Genomic DNA, 16302 nt, shown 5'->3' on the forward strand with positions numbered 1-16302 from the left:
CTGGCGGGCCGTTTGCCTTGGGAGGCAATCTATCAGCCGGGTCAGGCGGCTTCTGGCGACAGCTCAGGCGCGTCGACCAGTGGGACAGCCTTGAGGCGATCTTTCTGATCCAGCAGGCCACCGGCGCGCAGCAGCGAGGCAAAGCGGCCCTTGTCGCGCATGGCCAGTTCCTGGAAACCACCCAGCTCCACGATCCGGCCGCGTTCCATGAAGATGACGATGTCAGCATCGGAAACCGTCGACAGGCGGTGGGCGATGACAAAGGTGGTGCGGTTGGCACGCAGTTTGTCGATCGCTTCCTTGACCCTTAGTTCGGTCTCCACGTCGAGCGCGCTGGTCGCTTCATCCAGCACAAGGATCGGCGCGTCCTTCAGCACTGCGCGGGCAATCGCGATGCGCTGGCGTTCGCCGCCTGAGAGCTGGCCGCCACGCTCGCCGACCACCGTGTCATAGCCGTCGGTCTTGGCGAGGATGAAGTCCTGCGCAGCCGCGGCGGTGGCGGCGGCATGCACTTCGTCATAGTGGGCTTCTTCGCGTCCAAGGCGAATGTTTGCCTCGATGGTACGATTGAGCAGGCCGGCATCCTGAAACACCGTAGCGATTTGGTCGCGCAGCGACTTGCGTGTGACGGTGCGCGTGTCGATGCCATCGACGCGGATGCTGCCGCATTTGGGATCATAGACCCGCTGCAGGAGGTTGATCAGTGTCGTCTTGCCAGCGCCGGTCGGGCCGACGATGGCGACGGTCTTGCCTGCGGGGATATGGAAGGAGATGTCTTCGACACCGACGCCTGAATCGGGGAAATGGAAGCTGACATTTTCAAACGTGACGTCGCCGCGCAGGCGGCCCACTGGACGTGCGTCCGAAGACTCGGTGCGCTCGGCCACTGCATCTTCAAGCGCATAGAACGGCTCCAGCTTTGCCCGTGCCTCGAACACCTGGTTGACGAAGCCGGTGATCTGGTCGAGACGACCGATCAGCAGCGTGGCAAAGCCGGTGAAGGCGACGATATCGCCAATGCGCAAATGGCCGTTCTGCACTAAGAGCGCGCCGATGATCAGGACAATCATCATCGACAGCGTTGCCGCCAGACGATGCAGCGCGGTTGCCAGCGCCCACCAGTTCAGAACCGGAAACTGCGCGTCGATCAGGTCGGCGGTATAGCGGCGCAACGCTTCGGTTTCCTGCGCCAGACGTCCGTAGCTCTGCAGCACCGAGACGTTGCCGATGGAATCGCTGACATGCGAGAACACACGGTGATAATGCTGTTCGACGGCAGCCTGACCTTCCTTGGTCCGGGCCATCACCGCGCGGCTGATCGAGAGATAGCAGACGCCAAGGCACAGCAAGACGCCAGCCATGCGCCAGTCCATCGCCAGCGCGGTCGGGATCAGCAGCATCAGCGCGATCGCGGTCGACAGATGCTGGCGCATGAATTCCAGCCATAGCGAAAACAGCGTTTCAACCGCGCGCAGCAGCGTATGCAGCGACTGCGAGGTGCCATGGCGATGGTGCCATGACAACGGCATCGTGATGACCTTCTCGAAGGAATCGGACAGCACTTCGGTGCGGCGGCGATGGGCGAGGCGATCTGCCCCGCGCGCCACCAGAACCACGGCAACGATATTGAAAATGCCGAGCGCGGCCCACAGCCCGACTTCCCACACCACGTCGCCTTGCGCGGCGATGGCCTGAATGATCCGCCCGAACAGAACCGGCTCTGCGATCATGGCGACAGCAAGAGCGACATTGGCCGAGCAGAGCAGAATCGTACGGCGTCGTTCGACCGCAAGATACTCCAGAGCTCTCCAATAGATTTGTAGAAGGGACACAGCTTCCTCGCGATTGTGCGGCGCATCAACGGGGCGCGACGCTAAGCTTAGGCATGTCCCTTCACAATGGACAAATTGTGATTCGGTTGCAGTTCCGTCAACAAGAAGAAAGACACGACGATACGTTTCGTGATCGTGTAACAGGCTGAAATATAACGTAAAATGGCAAGTTTGTGACGGCGCCCATCCTAGGGCGTCGTCACAACGACCTCATAAGTGCCGCTATGTTGCAGTGCAACATGATTTTGGGCGGCGCCATCGACCTCAAGCGCTTGGGTCTGGCCGCGCCGAACCCGGATGTTGTAGTCCGCTTCGCCGATTTTCAGGTGCGCTGCAAAATCGTTCCAGGACGATGGCAGGGCAGGTTTGAACGTCAGCATGTCGGCTTCGCGGCGCAGTCCGAGAATGTTCTCGACCGCAACACGGTAGAGCCAGCCAGCCGAACCCGTGTACCAGGTCCAGCCGCCGCGCCCGCCACGCTCGCTTTCGGAATAGACGTCTGCGGCGACCACATATGGCTCGACCCGGTAGCGGTCGGCCGACTCGCGATCGACCGCGTGACTGACGGGATTGAGCATGGAGAAGAGCTCCCATGCCTCGTCCGCGCGTTTGCTTTCCGCCAGCGCTGCGACGAGCCAGGTGGCGGCGTGGGTGTACTGGCCACCATTTTCGCGCACGCCGGGCGGGTAGCTCTTGATGTAGCCGGGCTCCTTGGGCGTTTTTTCGAAAGGCGGCGTGAACAGCCGTGCGATCCGCAGATCCTTGTCGACGAGGGTCTCCATCACCTTGTCGAGCGCCTGTTGCGCGCGCTTCTCATCGCCAGCTCCCGACAGCACGGCCCATGATTGTGCAATGGAATCGATGCGGCACTCCTCTGATGAGGCGGAACCGAGCGGCGTGCCGTCGTCGAATGTGCCGCGGCGATACCATTCGCCGTCCCAGCCTGCGCTTTCGAGCGCCTTCTTGAGCTGCTTGGCATGGTTCATCCACGCGAGCGCACGGTCGAAGTCGCTCCTGTCTTTGGCGATGGTGGAGAAATCCCGCAGCGCCTTCAGAAGGAACCAGCCGAGCCAGACGCTGGTGCCGCGTCCTGCCTCGCCCACGCGGTTCATGCCGTCGTTCCAGTCGCCGCCAAGGATCAGCGGCAGGCCGTTGGCTCCGGTACGTTTGATCGCCAGATCAAGCGCGCGCGCGCAATGTTCGTAGAGCGATACTTTTTCGGGCAGGATTTCAGGAGTGAAGAAAGCGTCGTGCTCGCCATCCTTCAACTGGGGCCCCTGAATGAAGGCGATGACCTCGTCGAGAATCGACGTGTCGCCAGTGACCTTGACATAGTGATGTGTGCCATAGGCAAGCCACACCACATCATCGGAGATGATCGTGCGTACGCCGGCGCCGGTCCCCGGCAGCCACCAATGCTGCACGTCGCCTTCGGGAAACTGGCGCGAGGCGGCGTTGATGATCTGCGCGCGGGCCAGCGACGGATCGTGCAGCAAGAGCGCCAGCGTGTCCTGCAATTGATCGCGGAAGCCGTAGGCGCCACTGGCCTGATAGAAGGCGGAGCGAGCGCGGATGCGGCAGGCATAGGCCTGATAGGGCAGCCAGACATTGACCATCGCGTTGAATGCCGGGTCGGGGGTCTGAACCTGCAACGCGCTGGCGAAACGGTCCCATCGTTCCTTGTTGGCACGCAGGCGGGTGTTGAAGTCCCGTGCGAAGTGCTCGCCGACAAGCTTTCCGATGTCCTCCTGCGCGCCGGCATCGCCAAGCAGCAGATGCAGCTCGGACCTGGCTCCAGGTTCCAGTGTCACGTCGACGGCGATGGCGGCGCATGGATCGCGTCCGGCATCCACCGTGTTGGACAAAGGCAGCCCTCGGCTGACGATGCGCGGGGCAACGCTTGCGCCGCCGGCCCCGAGAAATTCGGCCCGGTCACAGGTGTAGCTCTGCTCGCCGGCATCGCAGGCAAGGAATGCGACCCGGTCGCCAAATTCGAGATGGTAGGGATTGCGCGCGGTCAACGCTCCGGTCGCCGGTTCGCGGCCCGGCACGATATAGGGCGCGGATTTGGCGCGATTGTTGCCCAGCACCCATTCCGCATAGGCGTAGATGCGCAACCTGACCGTGCGGCCGGTGTCATTGGTCAGGCGTAGTCGCTGGACCTTGATCGCTACATCGGGATCCACCAGCTGGATCAGTTCCGTTGTCAGCCCGCCGCTTTGCGCAGTGAAGGTCGATGCGCCGCGCTCATGGCGGGCTTCATAGACGATGCCGGACGAGCGGAACACACAGGCGAGCGGCGAGAATGTCTCTCCGGATTCCAGATCGTGAATGTAGATTGCCTCGCCGGGCCGGTTGGTCACCGGATCGTTCGACCATGGCGTCAGCTGATAGTCGCGGCTGTTTCGGCTCCACGTCCATGATGCGCCCTCCGAAGAGGTATGGAACCCGAATGTTTCGTTGGCGATGACATTGACCCATGGATGCGGTGTCACGGTATCGCCGGACAGGCGCACGACATATTTGCGTCCTTCGTCGGAAAAGCCGCCATAGCCATTCCAGAACGACAAATCATCGCCGTGCGCGTTGACCGCGGGGGCGGACCAGGACGACTGCGGCTGCGCGCTGAGGCGTGCCGGCAACGGTTCGGCCAGGAAGGTGGCGTTTTCGGCGCGTTCGATCTGCGCCAGGATGGGGCCGTTGCGGGTGTGCATCACGACATGGGCGGCACCGATCAGCGTCTGGTAGGACGCATCGTCCATCAGGTCGCGGCGTACCGCGAAGATGTGCTGACGCGGCCCCAGTTCGCTGCCGCGCAGGCGGGCATTGTCACAGAGCAGTTCGATCGACTGCTGCAAGTCCTGCACATAGGACGCGGCCTGCTCGTTGACGATCACCAGATCTGCCATCAGGCCGTGGGCGCGCAGATATTCCTGCATTCGCAATGCCGACGCAACGATTGGAAGATCGGCGACGTCGCTGATGCGCAAGGCGAAGATCGGGAAGTCGCCGGAGATCGCCATCGGCCACAAGGCGGATTGGCGTCCCAGACCGGACGCGATGGTCTCGGCGGGCGCGCGCAGTGCCGGATCGGAAAACAGCAGATAGCGGGCCAGCTTCTGAACCACGGCCGCTTCCCACAGGGTGATGCCGACATGGCGGGTCTGAACCTGCGAGCGGGTCCAGGCCAGTGTTTCCTGCCGCTCATAGCTTTCGCTGTGAACGAAGCGGCGGGTGGCCTCCTCGACATCGGCCCGGTTGGCGGCGACCAGTGTCCAGAAGGTAAGCGTTACCTTCTTTCTTGCCGGAACCCGCACCTTGGCGCGCAACGCCATGATCGGGTCGAGGGTGAAGCCGCGCGAGCCGGTGAGTTGCGCGCCGGGCTCGAAGGCGGCGGCATTGGCGATGGAGCGTCCGCGCCCGATGAATGCGCGCCGGTCCGTCTCGGCCTGAACGTCGCGCGTGACCCCGGCTGTCGACGTCACGAAATGCGCCAGCGCGATGGTCGGATCGCCACTGCTGCGCTGGCGGCGTTCCGCAAAAATGGTTGCGCCGTCGTCGCCGCTGATGTCGGTTTCGACGAACATCTTCGAGAAAGCCGGATGGGCGTTGTCGGCGGCCTCGTAGTTCAGCGCCAGTTCGGCAAAAGACGTCACCTCGATCTGGCGGTCCTTGTCGCCATCGTTCCAGATGGTGATGTGGCGCGCCTCGCCATTCGCCTCGGAGACGACGATGCATTCGACCTGTGAGCGCAAGGTGCCGACCGTCTTTGAGAAGGTCGCCTTGTCGTCGCAGAAGAAGGCGCGGCTGGTCTCGCCCGGTGCTCGTTTTGGCTCGGCTGTCGCCGACCACCAGTCGCCTGTGTCGGGCTCGGAGATGAACAGGAAGGTGCCGCTGCGGTTTTCGGTGGCGTCGGCATTCCAGCGCGTCACAGCAGTCTGGTCAGCGCGGCTGTATCCGGTGCCGGTGGCCGTGACCATGACGTTGTAGTGGCCGTTCGACATGATGTTGGTGGCGATCGGGCTTTCGAGCGGGTCGAGGATCAGGCGCGAGTCGGGCCGGTCCTCCACGTCCTTTGGCTGCAGCCGGTCGCCGGTTTCGGCGCGCAGCGGCATCGCCGGCACTTCACGCGGCGCTTTCTCCTGCAGCAGCAATTCTGCCGCTTCGATCACCGGATCGGAGTGAAAGCGGTCGCGCATGCGACCTTCGAAGATCGCGTTGGCGACAGCGACAATCGACATGCCATGGTGGTGCGCCATGTAGTTGTAGACGACCGCACCTTTTTTCCCGTCCGGCACGCGGGCAGGGGTGTAATCGACAGCATCGTGGAAGCCATAGCGTCCGAGCGCGCCCTCGCGCTGGAGGCGCCGCAGATTTGCCACCGCTTCCGCGGGACGGAACTGCGCCGCCAGCAGGCTGGCATAGGGCGCAATCACCGTGTTCTGCGCCAGCCCGCGCTTGAGCCCGAGCCCAGGTACGCCGAAATTCGTGTACTGGTAGGTCATGTCGCGGTCGCGGGCATGGTAAGCCGCTTCGGAAATGCCCCACGGCACATTTTTCTCGCGGCCATAGGCGATCTGGCGCTGGATGATCAGATTGCTGGTCTGGTTGAGGATGCCTCCCAGCGGCTCCTTCATCACCAGTGGTGGCATCAGATATTCGAACATCGAGCCGGACCACGAGACCAGCGCGCCGCCGAAGCCGATCAGTGTCACCGGACGGCCAAGGCGGAACCAGTGCTCGGTTGGCAAGTCGCCCTTGGCGATGCCGAACAGACTTGTCAGGCGGGCTTCCGAAGCCAGCAGATCGTAACAGCTTTCATCGAGCTGGTTTTCCGACACGCGATAGCCGATCGACAAAAGCTTGCGCTCCTCACGCAAGAGGAACGAGAAATCCATCTCGAACGCGAATTTGCGTGCCCGCTGGCTGAGCGTGGTCATGCGTTCGCGCAGGTTTGCACCGCTTTCAACATGCGAATCCGCCAGATGCGCTTCGCAGACCGCTTCGATCTTGCGCGCCCACAAGGCAAGCTGATCGCTGATTGGCGAGCGAATTTCCTCATGCAGCGCGGTGGCGAGCTTGGTGATGTCACGCGCCGCGACGGTGAGGTTTATCGTGCGGATCGCGGCCGTTTCCGGCTCGCTCATGATCGTGTTGACGGTGCGGTGCATCCCTTCGATCCGTTCGACCAGACGGCTGCGCAGCGGGCGCAGTGAACGGCGGTCGTCGGGAAGGGCTGCCAGCGTTTCCTGCACGATGGTCGTGGCGTCGAGAATGCCGTTATAGTCGCCCTGAAGATAAGCGGCGGGGGCTTCGGCCCATTTGCCACAGGCAGCGGCAACCGCGATCAGATGGCCCGCAAGGTTGCCACTGTCGACCGCTGAGACGTAGAGCGGATGGAGCGGACGAAGTGTCCGCGTTTCGTACCAATTGTACAGATGGCCGCGATAGCGCTCCATCTTCTCGAGCGTGCCCAGCGTCTGTTCAAGTCGCTGAAGCGTTTCCGACAAGGACAGCCAGCCGAAGTCGCGTGCGCTGATCACCGACAGCATGTAGACGCCGACATTTGTGGGCGAGGTGCGGGCGGCGATCACCGGAACCGGCACTTCCTGAAAATTGTCCGGCGGGAGCATGTTGTGCTCCTCGGTCACGAATGTCTCGAAATAGAGCCAGGCGCGCCGCGCGATGGTGCGCAGCGCGACCGCGTCTTCGGCGCGCATCTCCAGCCGGTCTTCCGTTTCGGCGGAGCGGCTGATGAGCCATGCAAAGGCTGGCGATCCTGCCCAGAACAGAGCGAAACAGACCGCAACGAAGGTGCCGGTGGTATCGGTCATCAGCGGTATGAGCAGACCGGCAGCGGCGACCGGCAGAACGCCCCACATGGTGCGGTAGTGTACGCCAAGACCGTCACCACCACGCGCTGCCTGCGAAGCGGTGCGCCATTCCAGGAGGTTCTGGCGGCTGACGAAGAGCCGGTAAAGCGTACGCACGATGGCATCGCCCGTAGACCATGCCTGATGCGCAATCAGCACCATCTTGGTCGCTACCTGGGCGCTGGCGAAGGCGAAGTCGCGTGCAAACGCTGCCATGTGGTTCTTCAGCGTCGCTTCCGGATCACCCGGAAGGATCGAGTTGACGATGCCGAAGGTAAGGGACAGGAAAAGGCTCAGCACCAGCAGCGCCTGCCATTGCGCGGCCTGGGTAAAGGGTAGAACCGTCCAGCCGCAGATCGACGCTGCGATCCACAGGATCGGCAACAGTTCGCGCCGCAGATTGTCGACCATCTTCCATCGCGAGAGGGCCGGGACGCCGTAGGACAGCCGGAAGATCCATGGCAGGAGCTGCCAGTCGCCGCGTGTCCAGCGGTGGTGGCGGGACGCATCGACGAGATAGCGGGTCGGGTAGTCTTCGATCAGCTCGACATCGGTGACGAGCGCTGCCTTGGCAAAGGCGCCTTCGATCAGATCGTGGCTGAGGATGGCGTTTTCGGGGAAGCGGTCCTTGAGCGCCGCTTCCATCGCATCGATGTGATAAAGACCTTTCCCGGTAAAGGTGCCCTCGCCGTAAAGGTCCTGATAGGTGTCGGAAACGGCGAAGACATAGGGGTCGATGCCGCGATTGGCAGAGTAAACGCGCTGGAAGAACGAGGCTTCGTCGCCCGTTGTCAGCGATGGCGTCACGCGCGGTTGCAGGATGCTGTAGCCTGAGGTGATGCGCCGGTTCTGCGCGTCGATGACCGGATGATTGAGCGGGTGATGCAGTTTGCCGACCAGCTTGGCGACCGCGCCGCGTGTCATCCGCGTGTCGGAATCGACGGTCATCACATAGACGATATCGCCGGGCAGCGGATCGGCTGATGGCAGGAAGGTGGTGTCGGCATCGACACGCAGCAGCGTGTTCAGCTCATGCAGCTTGCCACGCTTGCGCTCCCAGCCCATCCAGCAGCCTTCCGCCGAATTGTAGAGCCTGCGGCGATGCAGCAGAAAGAAACGCACATGTCCGCCATCGCCCGGATGGCGCGCGTTGAGCCTGGCGATCTGGTTTCTGGCATGGTCGAGCAGGTCTTCGTCGCCATCCTTTTGCTCCGCGTTGTGGTCGACCCAGTCGGATAGCACGGCAAAATGGACTGCGCCGCTGCGGTTGGAGAGGTAATGCACCTCGATATTGTCGATGGCTTCATCGACATCGTCGCGGCTTCCCAGGAGGACAGGTACGACGACGAGCGTGCGCGCATCGTCAGGAATCGCGTCCTTGTAGTCGTAGCCGATCAGCCGCGTCGGTTTGATGAACAGCGTGACCAGCGAGTTGAACATGCCTGTGGCCGCTTCGCTGGCTGGCAGGGCGAACAGCAGCACCAGCATCCAGAGCGCGCCGGGTGTCAGGCCATACTCCGCAAGCGCGACTGTCGTTGCCCACATGAGTAGCAATGTGAGCGCAAGGATCGAAAGGGCCATGCCCGGCCAGCCGAGCCGGCGCATAAAGCGCACGGCGCGCGTGCGCAGAGGCTGGGTGCACCCCAGATCCTGTTCCAGCCGCACCCTGCCGGGGCCGACCAGCAGGTCTCCAATGTCGAGCGCGGGGACCGCGCCGTCCGCCGCCGACATCTCGCACGCCATGTCGATGGCGCGCTGGGCAACGTCATATTCTTCGCGCCCGGATCGCTTCGCCAGCTTTTCGATCGCGCCGCGATAGGCATCTCGTGAGGGAAAGTCGAGCGATGCGAAATCAGTGCGTTCGCGCAGCAGTGCGTCGATCCGGCTCACTTCCTCGAACCAGGCAGTCCAGTCGATGTCGTCGACCTTGCGCAGACCCTTGATGATGTTGCCGGTGGTCACGTTTCCGGCTGACAGATTGGCATGTTCGGCGAGCGTAATCTCTTCCGCGTCCGTCCCGACCGCCTCCAGCTCGCTTTCGAGCCATGTCAGCCCGCGCCTTGAAATATGCGAGCCGTCACGCAGGCGGTGCAGCAGCTGGGTTGCAAAAGTGTGGTCGCCCGCCTTGTCAGCATTCTGCTTCAGGAAGGCCGCCTGTTCATCTTCCGGCGCGATGGCCAGCAGGTCGGCGACGGCGTTGGCAGCCAGTCGCATTTCGCGTGCTCTGGCGACGCGGGTGGCGAGGCGGCCCAGATTCTCGACCAGCACGAAACGCAGGATCGATGGCAGCGCCCACAATTCGCCGATGCGCAGCGGCTGTTCCTGCTGAAATCCGTCGACGATCGCCTTGAACGTTTCCGGCGACACCGAACTATCGGTATGCGCGACATAGGCCCAGGCAATGGCGAGCACCCTGGGAACACCCCTGCCTTCCAGCAGTGGCAACTGGTGGTAGAACCGGGGTGGCAGGTCACGGCGGATTCCGCTGATGGCCTCTTCGACGACATAGGCGTTGTCGAGCAGCCATTCTGCCGCTGGCGTGACGCTCTCCCCGCTCTGCTGTGCAAGGTTCAGGACATGCACGACCTCGCGGATACGCTCGGCGTTTTCCTTCGTCCGTGTCCTTGGCTCATAGTTCACGAGATCATGGATATGTTCGCATGTGCCATGGGCAACAGCAGCACCAAGAAGGCGCAAATCGCCATAATGTGTGACGGCGGCTCGGATCGGGACGGTGGCATCTGGTGCCGAATTTGCTGGTGGGGTCCGAAAAACAGGGCCGGCCTGAATATTCATAACGCGGAGGCTCGCAAAAGAATGACGGCCGCAAGGCCTGAATGTAGCGGAATGTCCTTTAATCGTTTCAGCGAGGAAAAGGTTCCCCCTGGAGGCTCTTTGGCGGGACAAGTTTTGTTGCGGCGCGTCATACTCGCTCGTGCGTCGCACGAATGAAAAAAGCCGCGCACCAGATGGCACGCGGCTTTTCGTATTAAGGACTTAGCCTATCTGGCGTCAGGCGCCGGCATTGTAGGCGGCAATCGCCGCCATGTTGACGATGACCGAGTCCTTGGCGTTCAGCGGCACGATCTGGACCGACTTGTTGAGGCCGATCAAAAGCGGTCCGATGATCGTCGATCCGCCCAGTTCCTGCAGCATCTTGGTTGCGATGGAAGCCGAGTGATAGGCTGGCATCACCAGAACGTTGGCAGGGCCGGAAAGACGGCAGAACGGATACTGCTTCATCAAATCGGCATTGAGCGCGACGTCAGCCGCCATCTCGCCGTCATACTCGAAGTCGACGCGGCGCTTGTCGAGGATGCGAACCGCCTCCTGTACGCGCGCCGAGCGCTCGCCCTGCGGATGGCCGAATGTCGAATAGGCCAGCATCGCGACGCGTGGTTCGTAGCCCATGCGACGGGCAAAGTTTGCTGCTTCCTCCGCGATGTCGGCGATCTCGGACGCGTCGGGCATGTCGTGAACCGCAGTGTCGGCGACGATGACCGTGCGCCCACGGCACAGGGCGATCGACACGCCGACGACGCGATGACCGGGACGGGCGTCGATGACGCGGCGCACATCGTCCAGCGCGGTCGAATAGTTGCGGGTCACGCCCGTCACCATCGCGTCGGCATCGCCAAGTGCCACCATGCACGCGGCAAAGTGGTTGCGGTCATTGTTGATCAGACGCTGGACGTCGCGCAGCAGGTAGCCCTGCCGCTGCAGCCGCTCATAGATATAGTCGGCATAGACCGCATTGCGACGCGACAGGCGGGCATTGATGATCTCGATACCGGCCCGGTTGAGATCGATGCCCGAATTGCGGGCGTTTTCCTTGATGACCTCGTCGCGACCGATGAGGATGGCCGTCCCCAACTTCTGGTTCACATAGGAAACCGCGGCGCGCATCACCTGTTCTTCCTCGCCCTCGGCGAAGACGACGCGCTTGGGCTGGCGACGCACCCGCTCGTTGATCCGCTGGAGGGTCGAAGCGATCGGGTCGCGGCGTGCGGACAGCTCGTGCTGGTATTTCTCCATGTCGAGGATCGGCCGGCCGGCAACGCCCGAGTCCATCGCCGCGCGGGCAACGGCCGCCGGGATTGCGGAGATCAGGCGTGGATCGAATGGCACCGGGATGATGTAGTTCGGGCCGAATTTGGGGCGGTTGCCGCGATAGGCGGCGGCAACGTCGTCCGGCACATCCTCACGCGCCAAAGCGGCCAGCGCCTCGGCGGCAGCCACCTTCATCGCATCGTTGATGGTGGTTGCGCGCACGTCGAGCGCGCCACGGAAGATATAGGGGAAGCCGAGAACGTTGTTGACCTGGTTCGGATAGTCCGAGCGGCCCGTCGCCATGATCGCGTCGGTACGGATTTCGGCGACTTCTTCCGGCGTGATTTCCGGGTCGGGATTGGCCATGGCGAAGATGATCGGGTTCTTGGCCATCGACTGGATCATCGCCTCGGTGAAGGCACCCTTGGCCGACAGGCCGAACACGATGTCTGCGCCGTCCATCGCGTCGGCGAGCGTGCGCTTGTCGGTTTCGATGGCGTGGGCCGACTTCCACTGGTTCATGCCCTCGGTGCGGCCCTTGTAGACCACGCCCTTGGTGTCGCAGAGAATGACGTTTTGCGGATCAAAACCCATCGCCTTGACCAGCTCGATGCAGGCAATGCCGGCAGAGCCAGCGCCATTGCAGACGAGCTTGGCGGTCTTCATGTCGCGGCCGGTGATCTCCAGCGCGTTGATGAGGCCGGCAGCGGCGATGATGGCGGTGCCGTGCTGATCGTCGTGGAAGACGGGGATGTCCATGATCTCGCGCAGGCGCTGCTCGATGATGAAGCAGTCTGGTGCCTTGATGTCTTCAAGGTTGATGCCGCCGAACGAAGGCCCGAGAAAGCGCACGCAGTTGATGAATTCGTCGACATTTTCGGTGTCGACTTCAAGGTCGATGGCATCGACATCGGCGAAGCGCTTGAACAGCACTGCCTTGCCTTCCATCACCGGCTTGGAGGCCAGCGCGCCAAGATTGCCGAGCCCGAGAATTGCCGTGCCGTTGGAAATCACCGCGACCATGTTGCCGCGCGATGTGTAGTCGTAGGCCCGTGAGGGATCCTCGGCGATTGCCTTGACCGGCACTGCCACGCCGGGCGAGTAGGCCAGCGACAGGTCGCGCTGCGTTGCCATTGGCTTCGTCGGGCTGATTTCAAGCTTGCCCGGACGTCCGGCCGAATGGAAATCAAGTGCTTCCTGCGGGCTGACGGAGGGGCCTTCCTCCGTGGTCGAATTTTTCAACGGCATGTGATGTCTGTGTCCTTCCCCGTCGGCGCGCGATCTTGTGGAGTTTTGCGAAGTCGCATCGATTAAGGCTACACTTGTCTCGTGTAAATCGCCAAGCAGGAAACTGTTTCTCCGAAAAGGCAAAATAGACCTTGAACGACGCGTCGCCCATCGCCCTTGCTTCTGTCGCGCCTGCCATCCCCTCCGCCGAGGGGGCGACGCCGATGATGGAGCAATTCATCGAAATCAAGCAGGCGAATCCCGATTCGCTGCTGTTTTATCGCATGGGCGATTTCTACGAGCTGTTCTTTCAGGACGCCGAAATTGCCAGCCGCGCGCTCGGCATCACCCTGACCAAGCGTGGTAAGCTCAACGGCGAAGACATCCCGATGTGCGGCGTGCCGGTGCATGCCGCCGACGACTATCTGCAAAAGCTGATCGGGCAGGGCTATCGCGTTGCCGTGTGCGAGCAGGTCGAGGATCCCGCCGAAGCGCGCAAGCGTGGCTCCAAGTCGGTGGTCAAGCGCGACGTCGTGCGCCTCGTCACCCCCGGCACGATCACCGAGGATCGGCTGCTTGCGCCGTCCGAGGCCAATTACATGATGGCATTGGGGCGGGTGAAGGGTGCCGAGCACAGCTATGCGCTGGCGTGGATCGACATTTCCACCGGCACCTTCCGCGTCGCCGAGACCAGTGCCGACCGTCTGCTGACCGACGTCTTGCGTGTCGACCCGCGCGAACTGATCGTGCCCGATCCGGTGTTTTACGATCCGGACCTGCGCCCGGTGTTCGATGTGCTTGGCCGCACCGCCACGCCGCAACCTGCAACGCTGTTTGACTCCGCTGCCGCATCGTCGCGCATCGCCCGCTTCTTCGACGTCGCGACGCCCGACAGTTTCGGCCAGTTCTCGCGCGCGGAACTGTCGGCCATTTCAGGCGCAATCGCCTATGTCGAGAAAACCCAGATTTCCGAGCGGCCACCTCTGGCGCGGCCCGAACGCGAAGAGAGCGGCGCCAGCCTCTTCATTGATGCCGCAACCCGCGCCAATCTGGAGCTGACACGCACGCTTTCCGGCAGCCGCGATGGCTCGCTTCTGAAGGCGCTCGACCGCACTGTCACCGGTGGCGGCGCACGGCTTCTGGCCGAACGGCTCACCTCGCCGCTCACGGACCCAGTGGAAATCAACGCAAGGCTCGATGCCGTTTCGATGCTGCTTGCTGAGACGCGGTTGTGCGAAGCGTTGCGCGCGGTTCTCAAGGGCGCACCGGACATGCCACGCGCCCTGTCGCGGCTTGCGCTTAATCGTGGCGGCCCGCGTGATCTTGGCGCGTTGCAAGCGGGGATGACAGCCGCGCGGCAGGTGTTCGACGTGCTCGATCAGGCGCTGTTGCCGGATGATCTGCGCACGACCTGTAAGGCCATCAGCGCGCTGCCACAGGAATTTGCCGCGCATCTCGACCGGGCGCTGGCGGACGAACTGCCGCTCCTCAAGCGCGACGGCAGCTTCGTGCGCGCCGGATACAACGCCGAACTCGACGAGATGCGTGCGTTGCGCGACCAGTCGCGCCGCGTCATCGCCGAGATGGAGCGGGCGCTGATCGAGGAAACCGGCATCAGGTCGCTGAAGATCCGGCACAACAACGTGCTTGGCTACTATATCGAGGTGACGGCCAACCACGCCGAAATCATGAACGGCACCGACGAGGCCAAGGCGCGGTTCATCCATCGTCAGACGATGGCGAGCGCGATGCGCTTCACCACGACCGAGCTTGCCGGGCTGGAGACAAAGATCGCCAACGCGGCCGACCGCGCATTGCAGATCGAGCTTGAGATTTTCGACGCCCTGCTCGCGGAGACCGTCTCGCACGCCGACGCGATCCGCGCGGGCGCGGATGCGCTGTCGCAAATCGATGTCGCGGCAGCGCTGGCGGTCCTTGCCGCGAGCGAGAATTACTGCCGCCCACAGGTCGATGACAGTCTGGCATTCCGCATCGACGGTGGCCGCCACCCGGTCGTCGAGCAGGCATTGCGCCGCCAGCTCGCCGACCCGTTCGTTGCCAATGATTGTGACCTGTCGCCTGACGATGGTGCGAAGAATGGTGCAATCTGGTTGCTGACGGGCCCGAATATGGGCGGTAAGTCAACATTCCTGCGTCAGAACGCACTGATCGCCATTCTGGCGCAGATGGGATCATTCGTGCCGGCGTCCTCGGCACATATCGGCGTGGTCGACCGGCTGTTCTCACGCGTCGGCGCATCTGACGATCTGGCGCGTGGACGTTCGACCTTCATGGTGGAGATGGTCGAGACGGCGGCAATTCTCAACCAGGCGGGCGAGCGCGCCCTCGTCATTCTGGACGAGATCGGGCGCGGCACCGCCACGTTCGACGGCCTGTCCATTGCTTGGGCGGCGGTGGAGTATCTGCACGAAAAGAACCGTTGCCGGGCGATCTTTGCCACGCATTTCCACGAAATGACGGCGCTCTCCGACAAGCTTGCGCGCCTGCACAATGTCACCATGCGGGTGAAGGAGTGGGAGGGCGACGTGGTCTTCCTGCACGAAGTCGGCAAGGGCGCGGCGGATCGCTCCTATGGCGTGCAGGTCGCGCGCCTGGCAGGTCTTCCCGATGCGGTGGTCGAGCGCGCGCGTGCGGTGCTGCGCCAGCTTGAAGAGGGCGAGACTTCGGGCAAGGCAGCCCGCCTCGTCGACGACCTGCCGCTGTTTTCGATTGCCGCGCGGCGCGAGGCGGAAAAGCCCGTGGCCAATGATGCGCTGGTCGAGGCGGTAACTGCCCTGCACCCGGACGAGATGTCGCCCCGCGAGGCGCTTGAGGCGCTCTACCGTCTCAAGGAACTGAGCGCCTCAAGATAGGACTGGCGATCACGCCCTTGCAGGCCCAGGGGCGTTGGTGTGCTGTCCGAACCGGTTGGGCCCCATAGTGCCCGGCGCGACGCACAAAGCGACGAAGGCGAGGAAGTTCAGCATCGGCACGAACAGGAGCGCGGCCATGATGCCGGGCTTGTCGAGATCATGCAGGCGCTTTGCCCCCAACGCTGCCTGTGCCCACAACGACACCAGCAGCGCGAGGCTGAACAGCGTTTCCCAGATCGAGCCGGAGCCGCCGACCTCCTGAATCAGCATCATCCGGTAAGCAAAGAACACGACGACAATCATCATCAGCATTCCTGCCAAGAAATAGGCGGCGCGGCTGATGCGGCCTGAAAAGCCGAAAAAAAGCCAGAAAATCTGGGAGGCGGGCAAGTTTATGCTCCGTTGGAAGGGATCGTGCCGGCAAGATGGCGTGTGTGGACGTGCGGA

At 62.8% G+C, this 16302-nt stretch carries 5 protein-coding genes; 1 reads left to right on the forward strand and 4 read right to left on the reverse strand.

Features of this window, described 5'->3' with window-relative positions:
- Positions 1–41 precede the first annotated feature (41 nt).
- The 3 genes from BMZ42_RS07605 to BMZ42_RS07615 all read right to left on the reverse strand — a co-directional run bounded on the left by BMZ42_RS07605 (position 42) and on the right by BMZ42_RS07615 (position 13003).
- Complete coding sequence (locus BMZ42_RS07605; RefSeq protein ID WP_091520570.1) at positions 42–1832, reverse strand: glucan ABC transporter ATP-binding protein/ permease; 1791 nt, start codon at positions 1830–1832, stop codon at positions 42–44.
- A 188-nt stretch (positions 1833–2020) separates the two neighbouring features.
- The gene (locus BMZ42_RS07610) at positions 2021–10501 is read right to left on the reverse strand and encodes a glycoside hydrolase family 94 protein (protein ID WP_091520573.1); all 8481 of its coding nucleotides are present in this window, start codon (positions 10499–10501) and stop codon (positions 2021–2023) included.
- Between the two features lie 216 nt (positions 10502–10717).
- A complete protein-coding gene (locus BMZ42_RS07615; RefSeq protein WP_091520575.1) occupies positions 10718–13003 on the reverse strand; it encodes an NADP-dependent malic enzyme in 2286 nt (761 codons plus the stop codon).
- A gap of 203 nt (positions 13004–13206) precedes the next feature.
- Here BMZ42_RS07615 and mutS point away from each other — a divergent pair, with 203 nt between their 5' ends.
- Positions 13207–15855, forward strand: a complete 2649-nt coding sequence (gene mutS, locus BMZ42_RS07620) for a DNA mismatch repair protein MutS (protein ID WP_091520732.1) — start codon at positions 13207–13209, stop codon at positions 15853–15855.
- Between the two features lie 9 nt (positions 15856–15864).
- Here mutS and BMZ42_RS07625 read toward each other — a convergent pair whose 3' ends face one another.
- Positions 15865–16245 (reverse strand): DUF805 domain-containing protein, encoded by a 381-nt coding sequence (locus BMZ42_RS07625; RefSeq protein ID WP_091520577.1) that lies wholly within the window; start codon positions 16243–16245, stop codon positions 15865–15867.
- Between the last annotated feature and the right edge of the window lie 57 nt (positions 16246–16302).

The sequence above is a fragment of the Aquamicrobium aerolatum DSM 21857 genome (assembly GCF_900113935.1).
Classification (GTDB): domain Bacteria; phylum Pseudomonadota; class Alphaproteobacteria; order Rhizobiales; family Rhizobiaceae; genus Aerobium; species Aerobium aerolatum.

What these genes read in the sequence shown, in the direction of transcription:
- BMZ42_RS07610 (WP_091520573.1), bottom strand. Translation starts at nt 10,501, where the DNA reads ATGAATATTCAGGCCGGCCCTGTTTTTCGGACCCCACCAGCAAATTCG.
- BMZ42_RS07615 (WP_091520575.1), bottom strand. Translation starts at nt 13,003, where the DNA reads ATGCCGTTGAAAAATTCGACCACGGAGGAAGGCCCCTCCGTCAGCCCG.
- mutS (WP_091520732.1), top strand. Translation starts at nt 13,207, where the DNA reads ATGATGGAGCAATTCATCGAAATCAAGCAGGCGAATCCCGATTCGCTG.